The organism is Mycobacterium sp. NPDC048908 (assembly GCF_043197955.1).
GTDB lineage: Bacteria > Actinomycetota > Actinomycetes > Mycobacteriales > Mycobacteriaceae > Mycobacterium.
In genome coordinates, this window is record NZ_JBICUE010000008.1 from 231,147 (window position 1) to 253,912 (window position 22,766).

Annotated in this window: 20 protein-coding genes and 1 pseudogene; 13 read left to right on the forward strand and 8 right to left on the reverse strand. The window is 66.5% G+C overall.

Translation table 11 applies throughout. The annotated features are described in order from the left end of the window. The first annotated feature begins 38 nt into the window (after positions 1–38). Positions 39–854 carry an HAD-IIA family hydrolase gene (locus tag ACGFK1_RS21660; RefSeq protein ID WP_393433871.1) on the forward strand — a complete coding sequence of 272 codons (816 nt, stop codon included), beginning with the start codon at positions 39–41 and terminating at the stop codon, positions 852–854. Positions 855–902: 48 nt separating this feature from the next. Then, positions 903–1,382: an SRPBCC family protein gene (locus tag ACGFK1_RS21665; RefSeq protein ID WP_393433874.1), complete on the forward strand. Its 480-nt coding sequence runs from the start codon at positions 903–905 to the stop codon at positions 1,380–1,382. Here ACGFK1_RS21665 and ACGFK1_RS21670 read toward each other — a convergent pair. Next, positions 1,379–3,319, reverse strand: coding sequence for an Hsp70 family protein (locus ACGFK1_RS21670; protein ID WP_393433877.1), 1,941 nt, complete (start codon positions 3,317–3,319; stop codon positions 1,379–1,381). The genes ACGFK1_RS21665 and ACGFK1_RS21670 overlap by 4 nt on opposite strands. 124 nt (positions 3,320–3,443) lie before the next feature. Here ACGFK1_RS21670 and ACGFK1_RS21675 point away from each other — a divergent pair, with 124 nt between their 5' ends. Genes ACGFK1_RS21675 through ACGFK1_RS21685 form a run of 3 tightly spaced genes read left to right on the forward strand, consistent with a single transcriptional unit; the run spans position 3,444 to position 7,506 of the window. Beyond that, positions 3,444–4,502 carry an IniB N-terminal domain-containing protein gene (locus ACGFK1_RS21675; protein ID WP_393433880.1) on the forward strand — a complete coding sequence of 353 codons (1,059 nt, stop codon included), beginning with the start codon at positions 3,444–3,446 and terminating at the stop codon, positions 4,500–4,502. Positions 4,503–4,529: 27 nt separating this feature from the next. Next, on the forward strand, positions 4,530–6,413 hold the full coding sequence (locus tag ACGFK1_RS21680; protein WP_393433883.1) for a dynamin family protein: 1,884 nt from the start codon (positions 4,530–4,532) through the stop codon (positions 6,411–6,413). A 31-nt stretch (positions 6,414–6,444) separates the two neighbouring features. Then, positions 6,445–7,506, forward strand: a complete 1,062-nt coding sequence (locus tag ACGFK1_RS21685; RefSeq protein WP_393433886.1) for a hypothetical protein — start codon at positions 6,445–6,447, stop codon at positions 7,504–7,506. Here ACGFK1_RS21685 and ACGFK1_RS21690 read toward each other — a convergent pair. Beyond that, the gene (locus ACGFK1_RS21690; protein WP_393433888.1) at positions 7,503–9,185 is read right to left on the reverse strand and encodes a DEAD/DEAH box helicase; all 1,683 of its coding nucleotides are present in this window, start codon (positions 9,183–9,185) and stop codon (positions 7,503–7,505) included. The two genes, ACGFK1_RS21685 and ACGFK1_RS21690, sit on opposite strands and share 4 nt — an antisense overlap. A gap of 79 nt (positions 9,186–9,264) precedes the next feature. Beyond that, positions 9,265–9,762 carry a cupin domain-containing protein gene (locus ACGFK1_RS21695; protein ID WP_393433891.1) on the reverse strand — a complete coding sequence of 166 codons (498 nt, stop codon included), beginning with the start codon at positions 9,760–9,762 and terminating at the stop codon, positions 9,265–9,267. An 85-nt stretch (positions 9,763–9,847) separates the two neighbouring features. Here ACGFK1_RS21695 and ACGFK1_RS21700 point away from each other — a divergent pair, with 85 nt between their 5' ends. Both ACGFK1_RS21700 and ACGFK1_RS21705 read left to right on the forward strand, forming a co-directional pair. After that, positions 9,848–10,720, forward strand: coding sequence for a cytochrome c oxidase assembly protein (locus ACGFK1_RS21700; RefSeq protein WP_393433894.1), 873 nt, complete (start codon positions 9,848–9,850; stop codon positions 10,718–10,720). Continuing rightward, complete coding sequence (locus tag ACGFK1_RS21705) at positions 10,717–11,724, forward strand: VWA domain-containing protein (protein WP_393433897.1); 1,008 nt, start codon at positions 10,717–10,719, stop codon at positions 11,722–11,724. Before ACGFK1_RS21700 ends, ACGFK1_RS21705 begins: the two co-directional genes overlap by 4 nt. On the opposite strand, the gene ACGFK1_RS21710 is transcribed toward ACGFK1_RS21705, so the two are convergent. Beyond that, complete coding sequence (locus ACGFK1_RS21710; protein WP_393433900.1) at positions 11,721–12,716, reverse strand: VWA domain-containing protein; 996 nt, start codon at positions 12,714–12,716, stop codon at positions 11,721–11,723. The genes ACGFK1_RS21705 and ACGFK1_RS21710 overlap by 4 nt on opposite strands. 50 nt (positions 12,717–12,766) lie before the next feature. Beyond that, on the reverse strand, positions 12,767–13,678 hold the full coding sequence (locus ACGFK1_RS21715; RefSeq protein WP_393433903.1) for an SDR family NAD(P)-dependent oxidoreductase: 912 nt from the start codon (positions 13,676–13,678) through the stop codon (positions 12,767–12,769). A gap of 97 nt (positions 13,679–13,775) precedes the next feature. Here ACGFK1_RS21715 and ACGFK1_RS21720 point away from each other — a divergent pair, with 97 nt between their 5' ends. The 3 genes and pseudogenes from ACGFK1_RS21720 to groL all read left to right on the forward strand — a co-directional run bounded on the left by ACGFK1_RS21720 (position 13,776) and on the right by groL (position 17,178). Further along, on the forward strand, positions 13,776–14,336 hold the full coding sequence (locus ACGFK1_RS21720; protein ID WP_393433905.1) for a TetR/AcrR family transcriptional regulator: 561 nt from the start codon (positions 13,776–13,778) through the stop codon (positions 14,334–14,336). Between the two features lie 69 nt (positions 14,337–14,405). Beyond that, a pseudogene (locus tag ACGFK1_RS21725) lies at positions 14,406–15,375 on the forward strand (PE-PPE domain-containing protein). A gap of 177 nt (positions 15,376–15,552) precedes the next feature. Beyond that, positions 15,553–17,178 carry a chaperonin GroEL gene (gene groL, locus ACGFK1_RS21730; protein ID WP_393433908.1) on the forward strand — a complete coding sequence of 542 codons (1,626 nt, stop codon included), beginning with the start codon at positions 15,553–15,555 and terminating at the stop codon, positions 17,176–17,178. Here the strand turns inward: groL and ACGFK1_RS21735 are convergent. After that, the gene (locus ACGFK1_RS21735; protein WP_393433910.1) at positions 17,175–18,086 is read right to left on the reverse strand and encodes a class I SAM-dependent methyltransferase; all 912 of its coding nucleotides are present in this window, start codon (positions 18,084–18,086) and stop codon (positions 17,175–17,177) included. The two genes, groL and ACGFK1_RS21735, sit on opposite strands and share 4 nt — an antisense overlap. Positions 18,087–18,475: 389 nt before the next feature. Between ACGFK1_RS21735 and ACGFK1_RS21740 the strand changes: the two genes are divergently transcribed. Further along, positions 18,476–19,240, forward strand: coding sequence for a hypothetical protein (locus tag ACGFK1_RS21740; RefSeq protein ID WP_393433913.1), 765 nt, complete (start codon positions 18,476–18,478; stop codon positions 19,238–19,240). A gap of 76 nt (positions 19,241–19,316) precedes the next feature. Here the strand turns inward: ACGFK1_RS21740 and ACGFK1_RS21745 are convergent, their stop codons facing one another. Both ACGFK1_RS21745 and ACGFK1_RS21750 read right to left on the reverse strand, forming a co-directional pair. Then, positions 19,317–19,691, reverse strand: a complete 375-nt coding sequence (locus ACGFK1_RS21745) for a pyridoxamine 5'-phosphate oxidase family protein (RefSeq protein ID WP_393433915.1) — start codon at positions 19,689–19,691, stop codon at positions 19,317–19,319. Next, positions 19,688–21,448, reverse strand: a complete 1,761-nt coding sequence (locus tag ACGFK1_RS21750) for an amidohydrolase family protein (protein WP_393433918.1) — start codon at positions 21,446–21,448, stop codon at positions 19,688–19,690. Before ACGFK1_RS21750 ends, ACGFK1_RS21745 begins: the two co-directional genes overlap by 4 nt. A gap of 63 nt (positions 21,449–21,511) precedes the next feature. Here ACGFK1_RS21750 and ACGFK1_RS21755 point away from each other — a divergent pair, with 63 nt between their 5' ends. Together ACGFK1_RS21755 and ACGFK1_RS21760 are read left to right on the forward strand one after the other, a co-directional pair. Continuing rightward, positions 21,512–22,330: an enoyl-CoA hydratase/isomerase family protein gene (locus ACGFK1_RS21755; RefSeq protein ID WP_393433921.1), complete on the forward strand. Its 819-nt coding sequence runs from the start codon at positions 21,512–21,514 to the stop codon at positions 22,328–22,330. Positions 22,331–22,366: 36 nt separating this feature from the next. Next, positions 22,367–22,756, forward strand: coding sequence for a VOC family protein (locus ACGFK1_RS21760; protein WP_393433924.1), 390 nt, complete (start codon positions 22,367–22,369; stop codon positions 22,754–22,756). Positions 22,757–22,766: the final 10 nt, after the last annotated feature.

Below are 22,766 nucleotides of genomic sequence, written 5' to 3' on the forward strand. Positions count from 1 at the left end.
ACTTGCGCTGGTTGATGTGCCGTTTACTGTCGGGGGCCATGGCGATTGGTGGCGTGCTCTTCGACATCGACGGTGTTCTGGTGACGTCGTGGAAGCCGATCGAGGGCGCTGCGAGGACGTTGCAGACGTTGTCGCAGCATCAGATCGCCTGCTCGTATCTGACCAACACCACGACGCGGACCCGGGTGCAGATCGCCGAGTTGCTCACCGAGGCGGGCATGGCGGTGCGGGCCGACGAGGTGATCACCGCGGCCGTGCTGACCGCCGAATACGTGCGCAACCGCTATCCGGACGCCCGCTGTTTCCTGGTCAACAGCGGGCAGATCGCCGAAGACATGCCAGGAATAGACATCGTCTACTCGAGCGAGTTCAGCGGGCCCCGCGCGCCGGAAACCCCGGATGTGGTGCTGCTCGGCGGCGCCGGGCCGGAATACAGCCACCTGACACTGTCGTGGGTGTACGACTGGATGGCGCGGGGCGTGCCGGTGGTCGCCATGCACCGCAGCACCGCGTGGACCACCGCCGACGGGTTGCGCGTCGACACCGGCATGTACCTGATCGGGATGGAGGAGACGTCGGGACGCAGGGCCACCGCGGTCGGAAAGCCGGCGCCCGAAGGGTTTCTCGCGGCGGCAAGTCGTCTCGGCGTCGACGCCGACGAGATGTACATGGTTGGCGACGACCTCAACAACGACGTGCTGGCAGCACAGGTGGTCGGCATGACCGGAGTGCTGGTGCGTACCGGCAAGTTCCGCCAGGACACGCTGGACCGTTGGGCGGCAGACGAATTCGCGATGCAACCCAACCACGTCATCGATTCGGTGGCCGATCTGCCCGAGCTGCTGGAACTGTAGCCCGCCACGCACCGATTAGTTGTCACGTCGCCGACGGTCTGTATTCACATGACAGATGAAGCCATGACGGCAACCCTGACGATTGACGCACCCGCCGAGGCCGTGTTCGACGCGCTGGCGGATCCGAGGACGCACCAGGCGATCGACGGCACCGGCTGGGTGCGGGAGTCGCTCGACGGCAAGACGCTGACCAAAGTCGGGCAGGTCTTCCGGATGGCGATGTATCACAAGAACTTCGGCGGCATGCACTACGAGATGGCGAACCGGGTGGAGGTCTTCGAACCACCGCGCGCCATCGCGTGGCAGCCCGGGCAAGGCGATGACGACGCCAATCTCGACTTCGGCGGCTGGATTTGGCGCTACGACCTCAAGCCGATCGGTCCCCGCCGGACCGAGGTCGTGTTGACGTACGACTGGTCGAAGGTGCCACCCGCCACCCGCGAGCACATCACCTTCCCGCCGTTCGAGATGTCGCATCTGGACAACTCGCTGAAGAACCTCGTCGAGTTGGCCCAGGCGCGCGCCTAGAGGCCAGGCAATTGCGGCAGGGTGAACTGCGGGATGGTGATCTGCGGGGTATCGGCAGGCGCCTGAGTGTCGGCAGGAGCTTGCGTGGGTGCCTGCGGCGTCGGCACCTCCGTCGGCACCTGGGTCGGCGTGTTCATCGGCGTCTGGATCGCCGTCGACCCGGTGCTCGACGATTGCGACGAGGTGGGCGGCTGCGAAGACGTCGGTTCGGTGGTTGTCGGGGTCGCGCTGGTGGTGGTTCCGGTCGCCGTGGTCGTGGTCTCGGTCGTGGTGGGCGGTGCGGCGGGGGCTGTCGCTTCCGGCGGCGGCTGCCCGGCTTGCTGCGGTGCCCGCGGGGCCGCGGGCCGCTGCTGGACACGTGGCGGTGCCGGCGCCTGCCGCACGATCGCCGGCGCGGGGCCCTGCACCGCCCCCGGTGCGGGTGCGGCGGGCGGCGCCTCAGGTTGGACCGCAACGGGCACCGCCGATGTCGCAGGTACGGGCGCCGGGCTGGTGTGCCCGCTGCTGCTCGTCAACGTATAAGTCAGGCCGCCGCCTGCCAGCAGCACCGCCGCGGCGGCCGCCCCGAACAGCAGCGTCGGCCGCCGGTACCACGCCAGCGGGGCGGCCTCGCTGGCGCTGTCATCCTCGCGCAGGTACTCCAACTGAGGCCGTGCTCCACTGCTGGCACTGTCGGCGTCGCGGACGAAGTCGACCGCCGGGCGCGTGATGTGTCCGCTGGCAGGACCGTAGTCGTCGGGTTGACCCGAATACGGCGCCACGTCGTCGGGCATGACGTCCTCCGACCATGCCAGCGCCCTGAATGTCTGGCTCGAAGGGTTGTCGTCGGTGCCTGCGGCCGTCACCGCGCTCGCGGCAGCCACGCCCGCCGAAGGTGTCAACGCGGTCGCCGGCGCGGCAGGCCCCCGAGAAGCGATCAGCGCCGCACCCGCTGCCGCGGCGAGTTCCGGGCGGTGGCCGGTCACCACCGGAATCCGGAAGTGCTGCGACAAGCGTTGGGTGACCAGTGGGATGGTGGCGCCACCGCCCACGGTTGCGATGGCGACCATCGCGGCGACCGGAATCCTGTTGCGCTCCAACGTGTCTTCCAACGCCGCCAGGAGGCCGCCAAGCGGTTCTGCCATCAGGTCCTCGAGTTCGGTCCGAGTCAGCCTGACGTTGGATTGGAAGCCTGGCAGCTCGGCAGTCAGCGTCGCTACGGTCTGCGCCGACAGCACCTCCTTCGCATGGCGGCACTGATCACGGAGTCGGCTCAGTGAGAGCACGGCGCCGGTGTTGTCCCGGTCGATGTTGGCGGCCTCCGCGATGCCGGCGAGAACCCGCGCGAGGACGGCCTGGTCGATCTGCTGCCCGGCGAAATCGGTGTTGCGGACGGTGGCGCCGATCGGTGCCCAGCCAGATGCGGCGTCGGACAGCGTGATGCTCGTCCCGGTGCCACCCAGATCAAGCAGTGCGACGACGCCCCTGGACGGCAACCCCGGATTCTCGTGGACTGCCGACAGCGCGGCCGTTGCATCGGAAATCAGTTGCGCCGGAGAGCCGGCAGGGCACAGCCGGCCGTTCGCGGACACATCGGACCGGAACGCCGACACCACCCGCGGATCCCAATGCGCTGGAACAGCAACCGCGATATCGGCTGGCGGGCGGCCGTTTCCGGTGACTTGGGCAAGGCTGTCGAGCGCCTCGACAAGAAGGCGGCCGGGACGATGCGTCGAGCCGTCGGCGGCCACCAGCGGAATCGGGTCGCCCACCCGCTCCACGAAGCCGGCAAGCACCATGCCGTGTCCGCCGGATACCGCCGCATGGGGAGGCGCCCCGACTTCGGGTGGGCGGCCGGGGAAAAGGGTGAGAATCGAGCGCCGCAGCACCGGTGGCGCGCCGGACGGCACCGCCACCAGATTCGTCATGCCGACCGACAAACCCAACGAATGGCTCATCGGAACCCCCCTCGCCGCAGCGGTTCCCGGCGACAAGTGTGCACCCGGGGCACGTCAATGAGGACGGCGAAGCCACAAATAGAGGTAAACACCTTATTTCTTCGGCGCCGCGCGCGGTCATAGCGTGCCAACCAAGGGGCTGCGTCGCGGGGGCGCACAGCTTTGCCGTCCGATGGAAGGCATCATCATGGCCAATCTCGTCGACTACATCATGGACCTGTTCAAGGACCCGGCCAAAGCAGAGTCTTTCGTTGACAATCCGCAGGGCGCGTTGGCCTCGATCGGCCTCGGCAACGTGACCCCAGAGCAGATTCAGGCGGTCGCCGCGATGGCCGCCCCTACCGGTGCCGCGATGCCCGGCGGTCAGGGCGTGAGCGGCCTTCAACAAGCCGTCGCCAACCATCACGGCATGCCTGCGCCTGCCGCCGCCGGCCCGCAACACATCGAGCACACCCAGCAGGGCAATGTCGCCGCACCGATTTCGCACACGTCCGGCCCGTCCGGGCTTTCCGGGTCCACCCAGGGCGACGTCACCCACACCACCTTCGCTCCCCAAGCCAACGACTTGTCGAACCACGAAACCAACATCGACAGCCACAACAGCATGGGCGATTACATGAGCCCGACCATGGACGGCGTGCAGCAGAGCGGCAGCGGCTTCAACCTCGGCGTGGACGTCGGCGACGTCACCCTCGGCGACAAGAACGTCGCGTCAGGCGACGGCGCCGTGGCGATGAGCGGCGACAACTCTGGCAGCATCGTCAGCGGCGACGGTGCGGTACTCGGTGACGGCAACACGGTCGTCAACGGCAACATCGACGCGGGCGACGGCTCGCCCATCACGTTTGGCGACGGCAATGACACCGACGCCACATCGATGAAGGCCGGCGGCGACCTGATCACCGGCAACGACGGACCCGTCCTCAACGGGGTGGACACCGGCGGCGGCAGCCTCGGTCTCGACAACAGTCACACCGTTTACGGCGACGAGAACAACACGTCGATCGGCGGCGACATCGGTTCCATCGGTGGCGATCTGGACACCAGCCACCACGACAACAACTCGGTCGACAACAGCGAAAACGACTACTCCACCGGACACAACGTCGATAGCCACGACGACAACAGCCAGCACAATCCCAATGTGTCGACCACAGTCGAAGCGGATGTCGGCCTCATCTGATCGGCCGGTGGACCTGACAACACGCCGATGACCCAGCCGGCGGGCGATCCGCGCAACGTCAAGCTGATCGTTGAGCTCATCGACCACACCACGAAGATCGCCGACCTCAACGATCGCGGGGATCTCTCCGAACGCCTCGCCAGGGCGCGGGCCCGGATCAGCGATCCGCGAATCCGGGTGATCGTCGCCGGACAGCTCAAACAGGGTAAGAGCCAGCTGGTCAACTCCTTGCTGAACCTCAATGTCTGCAAGGTCGGTGATGACGAGTCCACGGCGGTCGCGACCGTGGTCGGCTATTCCGAAAAGCCGTGGGCGCGTTTGGTTGTGGCGCAACCGGACGGAGCCGAACCGGAGATCCTCGAAATTCCGACCAACGAGCTCGGCAGCGATCTCCGCCGCGCGCCCCAGGCGGGTGGCCGGGAGGTGATCCGCGTCGAGGTGGGTGCGCCGAGCCCGATGTTGAGGAGCGGCCTTGCCCTCGTCGACACACCCGGGGTCGGCGGATATGGTCAGCCGCATCTTGCGGCCACGCTGGGCCTGCTACCCGACGCCGACGCCGTGCTGATGGTCAGTGACCTGAGCCAGGAGTTCACCGAGCCCGAGATGACGTTCATGCGCCAAGCGTTCGAGATATGCCCGGTCGCAACGATCATCGCGACAAAGACCGACATCTATCCGCACTGGCGCGACATCGTGTACGCGAACACCACGCATCTGCAACGCGCACGCATCGCAACGCCGGTGATCCCCGTCTCCTCGATCCTGCGATCTCACGCCTGCGCCACCAACGACAATGAGTTGAACGAGGAGTCGAACTTCCCTGCCATCGTTCGATTCCTCGCCGATTCCGTGCTGTCCCGACAGAATGACCGCATCCGCGACCAGGTGCTTGCCGAAATATCCTCGGCGGCAGAGCATCTCACGTTGTCGTTGAGGCCGGAGCTCGAGGCGATCAACGATCCGGAGGCGCGCCAGAAGTTGACCGAAGATCTCGAACGGCGTAAGCGAGAAGCACAGGACGCCTTGGCGCAGACCGCGTTGTGGCAGCAGGTGCTCAACGACGGAATCGCCGACCTCACCGGCGATGTCGACCATGATCTGAGAAGCCGCTTCCGCGCCATCACCCAGCACACGGAGAAAGTCATCGACGGTTGCGATCCGACCGTGTGCTGGGTTCAACTCGCGACGGAACTGGAAGACGCGGTCGCCACCGCGGTCGGTGACAACTTCGTCTGGGCATACCAGCGCGCACAGGCACTGGCCGACGAAGTCGGCGTGACGTTCGCCGAGGCGGGCATCGAGTCGGTGGACGCGCCCTTGATCAACGCCGGCGACATCGGCGCGAGCTTCGGGGTGGTGAAGGCGGTCGGCAAGCTCGAAGCTAAGCCGGTCGGCAAGGGCCACAAGGTCATCACCGGGGTCCGGGGGTCGTACGGCGGAATGATGATGTTCGGCATGCTGACATCGCTCGCAGGGCTGCCGATGATGAACCCGCTTGCGGTCGGGGCCGGCTTGCTGCTCGGCCGGAAGGCCTACAAGGAGGACCAGGAGAACCGGCTGAACCGGGCCCGCGGCGAGGCGAAGATGAACATGCGCAGGTTCATCGATGACGTCTCGTTCGTGGTGAACAAGGAGTCGCGCGACCGACTCAAGGTGGTCCAGCGTCAGCTACGCGACCACTACCGTGAGATCGCCAACCAGGCCAACCGGTCCTTGAACGAATCGCTGCAGGCGACCATCGCCTCGGCCAGATTGAAAGAGGTCGAAAGCAACACGCGGGTAAAGGAACTCGAGCGACAGCTCAAGATTCTCCGCGCCGTTTCCGAGCACATATCGAAATTGTCGCCCGGTGCCGCGGCCAAGAGCCCGACATCACCCCAAGCAGCACCCGCGGTGGTGGCCGTCGGATGACTGACATAACCATCGTGAGAGGAGAGCGTGAATGTCCATAGGTGATTTCATCAACGATCCGTTCGGCGCGGCGGGCAAGGCGATGGCCGATTTGGCCCCGGACAGCGTGCGGGAAACCGTACACGAGGCGAAGGAGACGCTGAACGACATGGCGCAGTCGGTGGTCAATCCGACCATGCCGGACGCGAACTCGGTGAGGCAGACCTTCCCCGACGGACACACCGACACGATGTACGACGACGGTTCGCGTGCCACCGAATTCGCCGATGGCAGCAGCAGCGCCGTCTTCGCCGACGGCACCAGGACCACGACGTTCGCTGACGGCAGCACCAGCACGGTGAACCCGGACGGGTCCATCATCGAGACCGTCGCCTCCCATCCGGATAGCGGGGCGGCAGGCGATTTCACGGACCCCAACTTCGACCTCGGCTCCTACGCCAGCGAACACGGTGTCGCCGGGCCCGACCTCAAGTCGGCTGCCGGAATCATCTTGGACGACAAGGAGAACTGGGACACCAACGGCCCGACGGAGCAACCGCAGCCGAGCATGGATTCGCCATCGTCGGGCATCATTCATCCCGATCCATTCGCCGACGGGATAGCGCCGACGGCGGGTGAGCAGGCGGAAGGCTACGGCGCGGGCGGCGAGTACGGCGACGGTACTTCCGCAGACGTATTCAATGATGCCGGGACGCTCGGCGAGGTGACCGGGCCGGAAACCCACAGCCTCGGTGAGAACTCGATGCAGGACGACTACCAGGTCGACATCGGGCCGGCGCAGATCGAGGACCCGAATCCGATCGTCGTCGACATCGGGCCGGCGCAAGAAGAGGAGCCTGACCAGACAGCCGGGGAGCAGGCGCAGTACGCCGGTGCCGATGGATATTGGGGGACATCGGATTACGGCGGTTCGGCCGCAGAAGAGGCGGCGGGATCCGGGGTCAGCGCGTACGGTCCCGGTGCCGACCCCAATTACTCGCTGAATCCGGTGGGAGAGGATGGTCCGGCAGCACCGGACTATGGTCCTGGCGCTACGGGAGAGGTCGGCGGAGGCGCGGGCGGCGAAGTGACCACCGACGACAGCTTCTTCTAGGCCTGCAGTGTGCGCACCGCTTCGATGCGCGCCTTGAGCTGATCGGTCGTCGCGGCCGCGATCGGTGGGCCGCCGCACAGTCGGCGCAGCTCATTGTGGATCCAGCCGTGCGGCTTGCCGGTGCGGTGATGCGCGATGGACACCAGCGTGTTGAGTTCGCGCCGCAACTCACGCAGCTGCCCGTGCGTCGACGGCCGCGGCACCTCGCCCGTTGCGGTGCGCTTCGACAGTTGCTCATCTTGCCTGCGCCGCAACAGGTCTCGCATCTGGTTTGCATCGAGTAGGCCGGGGATGCCGAGGTAGTCGGCCTCCTCCTCGCTGCCCGCCGGGGTCGCGGTGCCGAACGACGAGCCGTCGAAGATCACCTGGTCGAGTTCGGCATCGGCGCCCAACGATTCAAAGCCGTTGTCCAGTTCGCTGGGCTCGGACTTGCGCCGCTCGACGTACTCCTCGTCGCCTTCGGACTCCCGGTGCGGTTTGCCGAGCACGTGGTTGCGCTGCGCCTCCATCTCGCTGGCCAGCATCAGCAGGTTGGGCACCGACGGCAGGAAGATGCTGGCCGTCTCACCCGGCCGTCGCGACCGAACGAACCGGCCGATCGCCTGGGCGAAGAACAGCGGCGTCGACGCGCTGGTCGCATACACCCCGACGGCAAGCCGGGGCACGTCGACACCTTCCGACACCATTCGCACGGCCACCAGCCACGGGCTGGTGCCCGCCGAGTACTCCGCGATGCGCGCCGATGACCCCGGGTCATCGGACAACACCACCGTCGGTGTCCGACCCGTCAGCGTCGTCAGCACCGCGGCGTATGCGCGGGCGGCGGTCTGATCCGAGGCGATCACCATCGCGCCCGCATCGGGCATGCCGCCCTCACGAAGCTGCGTCAGCCGGGTGTTGGCGGCCTGCAGCACGGCCGGGATCCATTCGCCCGCAGGGTTCAGCGCGGTGCGCCACGCACGCGCGGTCTGCTCGGCCGTCAGCGGTTCGCCGAGACGCGCCGCGTGTTCTTCGCCAGCGCTGTCCCGCCATCGCGCCTCGCCCGAGTACGCCAGGAACACCACGGGCCGGACCACGCCGTCGGCAAGCGCCTCGGCGTATCCGTAGGTGTGGTCGGCGCGCGAGCGCATCAGGCCGTCGCCATCGGGCTCGTAGTTGACGAACGGGATCGGGCTGTCGTCGCTGCGGAACGGCGTACCGGTCAGCGCCAGCCGCCGGGCCGCGTCGGCATAGGCCTCGCGGATCGCGTCGCCCCAACTCTTGGCGTCACCGCCGTGGTGGATCTCGTCGAAGACCACCAGGGTGCGGTAGTTCTCGGTGCGCACCCGGTGCCGGGTCGGGTGGCTGGCCACCTGCGCGTAGGTGACGACCACGCCGTGATACTCCGACGACGTCTGCGCCGACGAGTTGGAGAACTTCGGGTCGAGTGCGATGCCGACCCGCGCGGCGGCCTGGGCCCACTGCGTCTTGAGGTGCTCGGTGGGCACCACGACGGTGATTCGCTCGACGGTGCCGTCGGCCAGCAGCTCGCCGGCTATCCGCAAGGCAAACGTGGTCTTGCCCGCTCCAGGGGTGGCGACAGCAAGGAAATCACGCGGCTTGGCGCCCAGATAACGCACCAATGCCCGACGCTGCCAGCCCCGCAAAGCCTGGGTGTCGGGCGCAGCATATGCCCGCACCCAAGACTCCTCACTGATCGGACAGCAGCCTAGCGCAAGGGTTTACGGGTGCGCACCTTCCTGAGCGTGTCATGGCGTGTCACTCGACGAAGAAGTTGTCGTTGGCGATGAACCATTCGCGGCGCTCATCCTCGGACATGTCGCCGAGCTGGGCCAGGCCCTCGAAGTAGTGCTCGCGCGGCGCACCAGGAGCAAACAGCATCAGGATCGATGTCGGCTCGTCGGCCTCGTTGCGGAAGCCGTGGATGCCGCCGGGCGGAACGTAGAGGAAGTCGTTCGGCTTCCCGTCGATCCAGTCGTTGCCGTCGTACAACTTGACCGTTCCCGACAGCACGAAGAACGCCTCGGACATCGCCCGGTGAAAGTGTGGCCCCGGCCCGCCGGCCTTCGGCGCGATGTCGACGCGATACAGGCCGTAATCGCCGTCGGTCGCCTGCTGGTTGGCCAGATAGTGGTACTTGACCAAGCCGAAGGAGTCGTAGTCGGGCGGTTGATCAGCGGTGCGCAGCCACGCGCTGACCTCGGGTCGGTCCTTGGTGTATCGGGCTGGCGGGTACGGCGGCACGATCAGTGACATCACCGCCAGCCTAGCGATGCGCTGTCGGCGACTGCGCACCACGGACACAGGGGGCGCACAGGTCCCACCCGCATAGTGGCGTGCTATGGAACCGGCGCCGTTGACGTGGTCGTCGGCCCTGACCAGTTGGCAGTGGGACAGCGGGGCGGTCGTCCTGATCGTCGCGGCAGGCGTCGGCTACGGCGTGGCATGGCGGCGCCGAGCAGTGACGATCAGGGATGCATCGTGTTTCGCGGCCGGACTGGCTTTGCTGGCCGTGGCGACGATGAGCTTCATCGGCGTCTACGACCGGACGCTGTTCTGGGTGCGCGCACTGCAGGTGCTGATGCTGCTCTTCGTCGTGCCGTTCTTCGTGGCGATGGGCCGGCCCGTCACCGCGTGGCGGTTGGATCGTTGGGTCGCGACGCCGGCGGCCCGAGTCGCCTTTCATCCGGCGACCACGTCGGTGGCGATGCTGGCCACGCCGTGGCTGCTGTATCTGACCCCGTGGTATCCGGCCACGCTGCACAACCAGGCAATCGCCGCTGCGACCCGAGTCCTGTTGCTGCTGGTGGGTTTTGCCTATTACTACGCACGGTTGCAGACCGATCCTGTCCCGCGCAGGTATTCCCAGCTGATCTCGCTGGTGATCAGCATCGTGGAGTCGATCGGCGACGGTCTGTTGGGCATCGTGTTGTGGCTCGGGCCCGTGATCGCGGCGGACCACTACGCGCAACGGCCGTGGGGACCGAGCACACACGTCGATCAGGCGGTCGGGGCGGGCATCCTCTGGCTCGTCGGTGATGCGCTCGGGGTGGTGTTCATCATCGTGTTGATGCGGTTCTTCTCCGCGGACGAGCGACAGCGGGCGGCCATTCTCGATGCAGAAGTCGACGCTGAGCCGCAAACCGACGATGCGCCGACGGGGCTGTGGTGGCACAACGATCCACAACTGCGGGACCGACTGGGGCGGGCATGACGGTGCCGCTGCTGGGCACGCTTGGGGTGTCGGGCTTTTCCAACGCGTGGTTCCTGTTGTTCTTCGTCATAATCGGCGCGCTGCTCGTCGGTTACGTCGTGGCGCAGCGGGTGCGACGGCGACGAGTTCTGCGGTTCGCCAATCTCGAATTGCTGCAATCGGTGGCACCGCGCCGACAGCGCCGGTGGCGTCATCTGCCCGCCGCGCTGCTCGTGGCGTCACTGGCCCTGCTCACCACGGCGATGGCGGGCCCGACGCACGACGTCCGCGTCCCGCGCAATCGCGCGGTGGTGATGCTTGTCATCGACGTCTCCGAGTCGATGGTCGCCACCGACGTGGCGCCGGACCGGTTGACGGCGGCCAAGGAGGCAGGCAAACGTTTCGCCGACGAGCTGACGCCGGGAATCAATCTCGGACTCGTCGAGTTTGCCGGCACCGCAACGCTTCTGATGGCACCGACAACGGACCGCGGCGCGGTCAAGGCCGCGATCGACACCCTCAAGGCCGCCGAACGCACGGCGACCGGTGAGGGCATCTTCACCGCACTGCAGGCGATCGCGGCCACCACCGCGGTTCTGGGCGGCGGCGACGGGCCGCCACCGGCACGCATCGTGTTGGAATCCGACGGCAAGGAGACCGTGCCGAGTGAGCCTGACGCCCCACGCGGCGCATTCACCGCTGCACACGCCGCCAAGGAACAAGGCGTCGGGATCTCGACGATTTCATTCGGAACTCCCGACGGCACAGTCAAACTCGACGACCAAGACATTCCCGTTCCTGTCGACGACTCGACTTTGACGAAGATCAGCGACATCTCGGGCGGCGAGACGTTTCACGCCGACAGCCTGGACAGGCTGAACAGTGTGTACGCGTCCTTGCAACGCATCATCGGCTACCAAGTGGTCCAAGGCGACGCGAGTGCCGGGTGGATTCGTTTGGGCGCCTTGGCCTTGATCGCCGCGTTGGCGGCGGCCGCGCTCGTCAACAGGCGCTTGCCGGACTAAGTGGGCAGCCTGCGGTTGAACACAAGGCCCAGCACCGCGCCGACGCTGAGCAGAATGACCGCGAGGCGCAACCATCCGGCGCTGGCCGGGCCGCGTTCGGTCTGGTACCCGAGTTGGTCCTCGGCGGCGCGCAACCTGGAGTCGAGTTCATCAATTGTTGCGGCAGTTGACGTCTGGCCACCTGAGAGGTGCGCGATCATCTTCATCATGTCGTCGTCCACCGGCACGGGCACGGTCTCGTTCTCGAGCTCGACATGTCCGGCCTTGGTGCCGAACGCGATGGTGGAGATGCTGACGCCTTGCTGGCCGGCGGCACGCGCCGCGGTGTAGGCCCCTTCGGGGTTGTTGGGATTGTCGGGCTTGTTCTCCTTGCCGTCGGACAGCAGCAGGATCGTCGCAGGCGCCGGCTTGTCCCCGGGGCCCTTGAGCACCGCGTTGACTGTTGTAATCGATTGCAGCGCAGAGAAAATCGCCTCGCCGGTGGCGGTGCTGTCGGCGAGGCGCAACTTGTCGAGGGCGTCGATGGTGAGCTGGTGATCCGGACTGGGCGCGACCAGCACATTGGGTGTTCCCGCGAATGCGATCAGGCCCAGATTCACACCGGGGGTGACCTGCTTCGCGAACTGTTGCGCAGCGTGTTCGGCGGCCACCAACCGCGTGGGCGCGACATCGGTCGCCATCATGGACTGGGATACATCTACCAGAAGCATGATGACGGCGCGGTTACGTGGCACGCGGACATCTCGCGTCGGCTGGGCCAGCGCGAGAGTCAGCGGCACGAGCGCAGCAAGCAGCACGGCCATCGGCACATGCCGCCACCGCGACGTCGTCGTTGCACTCGCATTGGCGAACCTGCGCAACCGCCGCCGGCGGCGCTCCTGGGCCGCGACATAGATCCCAAAAAGCGCCGCCGGAGCGATCAGCAGCAGCAGCAGCCATGCGGGGTCGTCGAACCCCGACAGCGGCAGTGGGCCCAGTCCTGCAACGCTCACCGCCTCACTGTGGCGCGCCGGGCTGGGAATCCCCTGTGGCTCAGCTGCCCTCAGCCGATGGGGGCCATCACCGAGGTCAGTTCCTCCGACACCGTCCACAGCCTGCGCTGCGCGTCGGTGTCGTGCGAGGCGGCACTGGAGGCCACCACTTTCGGATAGCCCCGTTGCTCGGCGAATCCGTCAGGTCCGAAGTACTGTCCGCCGATCACGCCGGGATCGGTGGCCGCGCGCAGCGCCGGCAGTGCACCCATGTCGGCGCCCTGCATCACCGGTTCGAGGAGCCTTGTCGCGGCGGCAACGATCGGTGGCAGGTTGCGGATCAGTTCCGTCCTCGACCCGCCAGGGTGCGACGCGACGGCGATGGTGTTGGTGCCTTGCAGGCGGCGCTGCAGTTCGTAGGTGAACATCAGGTTCGCCAATTTGGACTGCCCGTAGGCGCGCACCCGGTTGTATTCGCGGTCGGACTGCAGATCATCGAAGCGGATACCGCCGCTGGCGAAGCGATGGCCGACGCTGCTGACCGTCACGACGCGGGAGCCGGGCGTCGCGACAATGCGATCCAGCAACAGGTTGGTCAGCGCGAAATGGCCCAGATGATTGGTGCCGAACTGCAATTCGAAGCCGTCCTCAGTGGTGGACTTGGGGGGCATCATCACCCCGGCGTTGTTGATGAGCAGGTCTATCGACGAGAAATCGGAGCGCAATTGATCCGCCGCTGAGCGGATGGACGCCAGCGACCCCAGGTCGAGCTTCTGAACGGACACGCTGGCGCCTGCGTTGGCCCGCCTGATGAGATCGGCTGCGGCGTTGCCCTTGTCGAGATTGCGGACGGCGAGCACCACATGTGCCCCCTTCGCGGCCAGCGCGTTCGCGGTCTCGTAGCCGAGGCCGGTGTTGGCGCCGGTGACGACGGCGGTGCGACCCGTCTGGTCGGGAATGTCGTTGGTGGTCCACTTGGACATGGCGATCTCCTAGAATAGGGGTAAACGGGGCGGCGGCTCCGTTTGATGTCGAATATACGGAACGCGCGCCCCGCTTAACTATTCCCGAGGTGGTGAGATGACCGAAACGGCCCGCCCGTTGCGTGCCGACGCGGCGCGCAACCGCGCGCGCGTGTTGGAGGTCGCCTACCAGACTTTCGCCGCCGAAGGGCTTGGGGTACCGATCGACGAGATCGCCCGTCGGGCCGGTGTCGGAGCGGGGACGGTCTACCGGCATTTCCCCACCAAGGAGGATCTGTACCGGGCAGTCATCGAGGACCGTATCGACCGCATCGTCGCCGACGGTCGCGATCTTTTGGCCTCTGCGGATCCTGGCGAGGCGCTGTACGCGTTCCTGCGGTCGATGGTGCTGCAGTGGGGCGCGACCGACCGGGGACTCGCCGAGGCGCTGGCCGGACTGGGCGTCGACGTCAAGACCGCGGTGCCCGACGCAGAGGAGTCGTTTCTCGGACTGCTCGGGGATTTGCTGCGCGCCGCGCAGAAGGCCGGCACGGTGCGCCGTGATCTAGACGTGCGTGACGTGAAGGCGCTGATGGTCGGGGCGCAAGCGATCCAGGCGTACAACGCCGAGGCGGCCGACCGGCTGACCGAAGTGGTGCTCGACGGGTTGCGGGCGTAACGCTGCGCGACGGAAGGCGGCGCCGGTACGGTACCGGTTGATATTGACGCTGACGTCACGGGGGGTCCGATGGTCACTTGGCGGAAACGGATACTGCCCGCTGTCGCAGCCGCCGTCCTGCTGTTGGGTGGCGGCACGGCAACGAGTGCTGTCAGCCAAGCCGAGGAAGCGGTGCAGATTCCGGGTGCCACTGTCTTCAAGCAGATCAACCCGCTCTACCCGATCGTCGCGACAACCTATCCCGCCATCGGCATTCACTTCCACGATGACGACCACCCGCGTTTGGTCGACTACTCGCAGAATGCGCTTGCCGCTGACCGGGCACTCGTCAACGGGGTCCAACAGGCGGCAATCGTCGTACGCGAAACCGACGGCCCGGTGGTGGTGATCGGTGAATCGATGGGAGGCATGGTTGCCGCCAGGCTGGCCTCGAAGCTCGCGAACAGCGCCGATGCGCCGGGCAAAGACGACATCCGGCGAGTACGACGGCTGGGCCGACCCGCCTGATCGCCCGTGGAACCTGGTCGCACTCGCCAATGCGGTGATGGGAATGGCCTTTGTCCATGGACCGCCGATATCGGCCGCTGATCCGGCGAACGTGCCCAAGGAGAACACCACTGTCACCACGAACAGCGTCGGCGGGACGGTCGTCACACATCTCGTCCCGACCGAGAATCTGCCGCTGACCCAGGTGTTTCGCCTCATCGGGATCCCCGACAGGATTGTGGATCAGGCCGATCGCGTGCTTCGTCCGATCGTCGATGCGGGATACCGTCGCCACGACAAGCCCGGCGATACTCGGCCCTACCTGGCTGGTGGCGAGCTTCATCGCAACGTCCAGAGTCCGCAGTTGGCACGCGACGGGGACGCGGTGGAGAAGAAGTCGGCGGACCGTCAGCCACGGCGGAAAGGCCTGCGCGATCGGGTGGAGCGCGGCTTGCACCAGCTGACTACCCGGGTCGCGGAACGTCGCGAGGAACGTCGCGAGGAACCAGTGAGCGGCGAATCGGATGAAGGGCCATCGGACCGGCCCGAGTGACCTTGCACTCGCCCTGGTCGAGTGCTAAGAATGCAGTTGGCACTCGCGACCGGTGAGTGCTAGGTCGGGACGGTGAGGCCGGGGCCGCGCATGCGGGGCACATCCCCAGCCGTCCGTCGCGGGCACTGCGCCCGACCAACAAGACGTGCATCCCCAATCCGGAGGAAACACTTCGCAATGGCCAAGACAATTGCGTATGACGAAGAGGCCCGCCGGGGCCTCGAGCGGGGCCTGAACAGCCTCGCCGACGCGGTAAAGGTCACGTTGGGCCCCAAGGGTCGCAACGTCGTCCTCGAGAAGAAGTGGGGCGCCCCCACGATCACCAACGATGGCGTTTCCATCGCCAAGGAGATCGAGCTGGAGGACCCGTACGAGAAGATCGGCGCTGAGCTGGTCAAGGAAGTCGCGAAGAAGACCGACGACGTCGCGGGCGACGGCACCACCACCGCCACCGTGCTGGCCCAGGCGCTTGTGCGCGAGGGTCTGCGCAACGTCGCGGCGGGTGCCAACCCGATGGCGCTGAAGCGCGGCATCGAGAAGGCCGTCGAGAAGGTGACCGAGACGCTGCTGAAGTCGGCCAAGGAGGTCGAGACCAAGGAGCAGATCGCTGCGACCGCCGCGATCTCCGCCGCCGACACCCAGATCGGCGAGCTCATCGCCGAGGCGATGGACAAGGTCGGTAACGAGGGCGTCATCACCGTCGAGGAGTCCAACACCTTCGGCCTGCAGCTCGAGCTGACCGAGGGCATGCGGTTCGACAAGGGCTACATCTCGGGGTACTTCGTCACCGACGCCGAGCGTCAGGAAGCGGTCCTCGAGGACCCGTACATCCTGCTGGTCTCGTCGAAGGTGTCGACGGTCAAGGACCTGCTGCCGCTGCTGGAGAAGGTCATCCAGTCGGGCAAGCCGCTGCTGATCATCGCTGAGGATGTCGAGGGCGAGGCGCTGTCCACGCTCGTCGTCAACAAGATCCGCGGCACCTTCAAGTCCGTCGCCGTCAAGGCGCCCGGCTTCGGTGACCGTCGCAAGGCGATGCTGCAGGACATGGCGATCCTCACCGGTGGTCAGGTCATCAGCGAAGAGGTCGGCCTCTCGCTGGAGAACGCCGACGTCTCACTGCTGGGCCGCGCCCGCAAGGTCGTCGTGACCAAGGACGAGACCACCATCGTCGAGGGTGCTGGTGACAGCGAGGCCATCGCAGGCCGCGTCGCGCAGATCCGCAGCGAGATCGAGAACAGCGACTCCGATTACGACCGGGAGAAGCTGCAGGAGCGCCTGGCCAAGCTGGCAGGCGGTGTTGCGGTGATCAAGGCCGGCGCTGCCACCGAGGTCGAGCTCAAGGAGCGCAAGCACCGTATCGAGGACGCGGTCCGCAACGCCAAGGCTGCGGTCGAGGAGGGCATCGTCAGCGGTGGCGGTGTGGCGCTGCTGCAGGCCGCCCCGGCGCTGGACGAGCTCAAGCTCACCGGTGACGAGGCCACGGGCGCCAACATCGTCCGCGTGGCGCTGTCGGCTCCGCTGAAGCAGATCGCTTTCAACGGTGGGCTCGAGCCCGGCGTTGTCGCCGAGAAGGTCACCAACTCGCCCGCAGGCACCGGCCTGAACGCCGCGACCGGCGAGTACGAGGACCTGCTCAAGGCGGGTGTGGCTGACCCGGTCAAGGTGACGCGTTCGGCGCTGCAGAACGCGGCGTCCATCGCGGCGCTGTTCCTGACCACCGAGGCGGTCGTCGCCGACAAGCCGGAGAAGGCTCCGGCTGGTGCGGCCGACCCGACCGGCGGCATGGGCGGCATGGACTTCTAAGTCCCTTTACGAAAGGGCCCGGGTGTGCTTCGGCACCCCGGGCCTTTTCGTGTCTCCAGGCCGTCGATTGGCCAGTTGTGGCGCGGCTTTTCGTCGAAAGCGTGCACTAAGTGGCCACTGCGCGGGCGACGCCCTGGATCGCGCAGCCGGCCGTCGGCGAGCGCAGTGGTGAGGTTCCTGGCCTTCGCTTCGAAGTTCGAGACGAAGGCGTGTAGCCCCAGGGGGCTCGCAGGCAGCGCCAGCACGGCCTGCATCAGACTGGCCGCCTGCTCGGTGAGATCGGTCCAGTGGTCGACCGCGAAGCCCGCAGATTCGATGACGAAGCGCAACTGGTCGGGCGGGGCGAGGTGGCTCTGCGCGGGATGATCGGCCCAGGGCAGCGGAAAGTCGAGTTCTTCGCGGTCACCAGAGGTGATGTCCCACAAAGCAAGTCGGCCACCCTCACGCAGGATCCGTCGCGCTTCGGCATAAAGTCGGGGCTTGTCGGCGATGTTCATCTGCACGTGCTGGCTGAAGATGACGTCGAAAGAGGCATCGGTGAAGGGCAACGCCGTCACGTCGGCCTGCCGCACGGAAATGCGATCGTCCAACCCGACGAGCTGATTGAGCCAGCGGGCTATTTCGCAATATTCGTCGGTCAAATCGACTGCGGTGACCCGGGAATCGCGTGTGTCGGCGACGAAGCGGGCCGTCCCACCGACGCCGCTGCCGGCATCGAGCACATGCTGGTCGCTGGTCAGTTCTAGGAGTTCTACCAGTTGATGGGTGGCGATGCGGCCCATGGTGTGGAAGTCCTCGAGCGGCGCGAGGTCAGCAGGCTTCAGCGCGTCGAGACGCAACCCAGCGGTGATGAGCGCTTGCTCGATGCCCTGCCGCGATACGCCCGTCGAGTACTGCGCGTCGATCATGACCCCAGCATGCGACATCAAGACAATTAAACCAAGTGGATCTAGTGAGCAATTTGCTGCGGCGCCACCGCCGTCGTGACCAATCTGTTTGCGCGCAAGCCTTTTTCGTTTCTAAACCTGTTGACCGCCTTTTGTGACCTTTCACTCAGAGCGGCCGAAATCCGTTGTGGCAGTGGTTAACACAACATGTCGGCCGAGACAGCGCGGTGCGGTCGGCGGACAGGGAGTGTGCAGTCAGCCCTATGCACATCCACAGTTAAAACCAAGGATCTAGGAGATATATGAAACACGCTCTTTTGTGGGGGTTCACTGGTGCAGCTTCGGTTGCCGCCACTCTCGGCTTGTCTGCGATCGCTCACGCTGATGAGCCGGGCAGCGACGTGCCGCAGGTGACCGGCCCACAAGTGACCGGGCCACAAGCACCCGGGCCGGAGATTCCGCCTGCGCCGCAGGTGCCACAGGTGACCGGGCCGCAGACGGTGGGACTGCAGGCGCCCGGGCCTGCGATCCCGCCTGGGTCGTACGTGCCACAGGTGACCGGGCCGCAGACGGTGGGACTGCAGGCGCCCGGTCCCGAGATTCCTCCCGCGCCACAGGTGCCGGTGCCGCCGACGACGGGGCCGGTCGTGACGGGGCCGCAGGCGCCGGGGCCGGTGATTCCGGTGGGTTCGCCGACGACGGGGCCGGTTGTGACGGGTCCTCACGCGCCGGGTCCGGTGATTCCGGCGGGTTCTGATGTGCCGGTGCCGCCGACGACGGGGCCGGTTGTGACGGGGCCGCAGGCGCCGGGGCCGGTGATTCCGGTGGGTTCGCCGACGACGGGCCCGGTTGTGACGGGTCCTCACGCGCCGGGTCCGGTGATTCCGGCGGGTTCTGATGTGCCGGTGCCGCCGACGACGGGCCCGGTTGTGACGGGCCCCCACGCGCCGGGGCCGGTGGTCCCTCCGTCGCAACCCACCCAACCGGGCAACGGTCAGGGGTCGGACCACGGCAACCATGGCCAGGGCTCGAACCAGGGCGGCAACGGCCAGGGGGCGGACCACGGCAACCACGGCCAGGGCTCGAACCAGGGCGGCAACGGTCAGGGGTCGAACCACGGCCAGGGCGGCAACGGTCGCGGGTCAGACCACTCGCACCACGGTAAAGGGCACTAGAACTGCCCGATAGTTCACCGATGAGACAGGGCCCCTTGGTGGTTGACACCCCATCGACCACCGAGGGGACCTGCGCTCAGCCGTCGAGTGGCACGCAATCGTGAAGGCAGCCGGGGTTCGTCGCGGGAGTGTCCGGGGTGGCGGGCCGGTGCAGCACCGCACGGGTGGGCTCGACTTCGAGTGCGTCATCAACCGGTCGTCCCCGGCCGTCGACGATCAGCGTGTAACCGCCCGGGTCCCGTGGCGGCCATACCAGCGTCACGCCGTCACGCGCGGTGACGTTCTTGCGCGTGGTGTTGCCGATCGAGCCGACATCGAGGACGCCGTCGGCGAGCGCGGGTGCGACCGCGACGGTGTGTGCTCGGTGATCGTCACCAACAGTGATCAGATAAGCGAAGGTGAAATCGGCCAGCGCATCAGCGAGCTGGCCGAGATCGACCTTGACGCTCATGCGACCACCGGTGCCTGCTGACGACCCCGCACCAGGCGGCCAGGACGGGCCTCGGTCGGTACACCGTTCTCCGCGATCACCTGACCGGAAACGACTGTCGCGACATAACCATCGGCGGTCTGGTCCAGCCGTCGGCCGCCGGCGGGCAGGTCGTGCGTGATCACCGGCTTGTGCAGGCGCAGCGCCGCATGGTCGATCACATTGAGATCCGCCTTGTAGCCCAGCGCAATTCGACCGCGATCGGCCAGCCCCGCGACCCGCGCAGGTACCGACGTCATCATCCTGATCGCATCAGCGATGTCCAGCCGGCCCTTGGCCCGGTCGCGTGCCCAGTGCGCCAGCACAAACGTGGGATAGCTTGCATCGCAGATCATTCCGTAATGTGCCCCGCCGTCGCCGAGGCCCAGCACGACGTCATCACGACGGATCAGCTCCCCGACGGTATCCAGGGAGTTGTTCTCGAAGTTTGCCATCGCGACCAGCAGCATGGCGTGCCCGTCATCGTCGAGCAGCCGGTCGTAAGCCTCCTCCATCGGGCTGACGCCGCGGGCCTGTGCGCGTGCCGCAATGGACGTCGAGGCATCCGGCTCGTAGTTCGGCTTGTCGGTCAGCGGGAAGATCCAGTTCCACGCCTGCGCCAGATACAGCAGCGGGTGCCCTCCGTCGGACGGCCTGTCGGCGAGGATGCGGGCCCGCACCTCGGGCTTGCGCATCTCCGCGACGCGCTCGGCCAACGGCAGGCCGGCGATCTCCTGGTAGCTCGGATAGAACACGAACGGATTGCCGGTCAACTCCAGCCCGATCACCAAACCTATTGGGCGCGGAAACATTTGCGCAGTGATGGCGGTATCCGGACCGCCGACGGCGTTGTACTTCTCGATCAGCGTGATCGCGTCGGGCCAGATCGGGTCGCCTGAGTTGCCGGTGGCCAGCGTGAACGTCACCGGCAATCCATTGTCCTGGGCGGCCTCGAAAACCTGTTGCAGCACATTGGCATAACCGCCCGCCGCGATGTCGGGCACGAACTGGATGAGCCCGCCACCACCCTCGGCCACGCCCGATGCGATCGCGTCGATCTCGGCCTGCGCGGCGTTGTAGGTCGGGATCAGCTCACCGCTCGCGGTTTTGTGGAAGGAGAACCGCGACGACGCGAATCCCAGCGCACCGACCTCGACGGCCTCCTTGGCAAGCAATCGCATCTGCTTGAGGTCGTCGTCGGTTGCGGGCTCGCGGTCGGCGCCGCGCTGACCCATCACATACACCCGCAGGGGGGAGTGCGGCAGATACGCCGCCACATCGATATCACGGGCGCGCGAGTCCAGCGCGTCGAGGTATTCGGGGAATGTCTCCCAATCCCATGGCAGTCCGTCGACCATCACCACACCAGGAATGTCTTCGACGCCTGCCATCACATCGACCAGTACGTCGTGGTCCTCGCGGCGGCAGGGCGCGAACCCGACACCGCAGTTGCCCATCACCGCCGTGGTGACCCCGTGCGCCGAGGACGGCGTCATGCGGTCCGACCAGATGGCCTGTCCGTCGTAATGCGTGTGCAGATCGACGAAGCCAGGGGTGACGAGTAGACCCGTCGCGTCGATCTCGCGGACGCCCCGTCCTTCGAAGGCGCCGACCGCCGCTATCACACCGTCCGAGACCGCGACGTCGCCGACGAACGGCGCCCCACCGAGCCCGTCGACGATGGTGCCGTTGCGGATGCACAGATCGAAGGTCGCCGTCGCCTTTGAGTCATACGCCATGAGCCGAATCTACGTCTGTCTCGGTGCGCCATGCCAGGATGCCGGGACAGGAAGGATGAACCTGTGAACAAGTGGACCCACTTTTCCGTGACTGCCGAAAGCGAACGGCTGTGGCGGGTCGCGTTCGACAACCCGCCGATCAATCTGGTCACCCCCGAGATGCTCGTCGACTTGCCTGCGCTGATCGACAAGATGGAGGCGGCGACCGAGTTGCGGGTGGTCGTCTTCGAGTCGGCGAATCCGGACTACTTCCTGAATCACTACGACACCTCGCGGGTGGCCGAGACCCCGAAAGAGCTTGGCGTGACCGGCTATCCGCCGGTCATCGACATCAGCGTCCGGCTGTCTCGGCTGCCTGTGGTTTCGATCGCCAAGATCCGAGGCCGGCTGCGGGGCGTTGGCAACGAGTTCACCCAGGCAATGGACATGCGCTTCGCCAGTCGGCTCGCGTTGCTCGGCCAGCCGGAAACCGCGAACGGAAACCTGCCTGGCGGCGGTGGTCTGGAGCATCTGCCCCGCCTGCTCGGCCGGGCGCGGGCCCTGGAGGTGGCGCTGTCCAGCGACGACTACTCAGGCGAGTTGGCCGAACGATACGGGTGGGTCAACCGCGCGGTCGAAGACGGCGAGCTCGACGGGCTGGTGGACACGCTGGCGCGCCGGATCGCCTCGTTCGACAAGGAATCCGTCGCAGCAGTGAAACAACAGATCGACCGATACACCCTGCCGTCCGCAGACGACATCAAGTCGTCCTCGGACATTTACTTCGAATCCTTTGGCTGGCCTGGCTCGAGGCGACGGCTGCCCGCCGCGCTGGCCGCCGGACGCAACCAGCCGGGCGACTACGAGATGCGTCTCGGGTACTACCTGGGCCGCCAGGAATGACGACGGGGTGCCGGCAGTACGTGCCAGGATGAGCCAGTGATCGATCACCTTGGAATCAACTGTGCGGACTGGGACAAATCGAAGGCGTTCTACGACAAGGTTTTAGCGGTGCTGGGCTACACCAGGCAGACGGACTTCCAGGTCGCCATCGGATACGGCAAGGACGGCAAGCCTGATTTCTGGATCGCCGATATGAGCGCGGGCGACGCGACCGGGCCCAACCGTGAGAACCACGTCGCGTTTCAGGCCGCAGACACCGAAGCGGTCAAGGCGTTCTACGACGCGGCGCTGGAGGTGGGCGCCGAACCTCTGCACGCGCCCCGGCTGTGGCCGGAGTACCACCCCGGTTATTTCGGCGCATTCGTCCGCGATCCCGACGGAAACAACGTTGAGGCGGTGTTCCACGGCGCGCAGCCAAACGGTTGATCTGGGTACG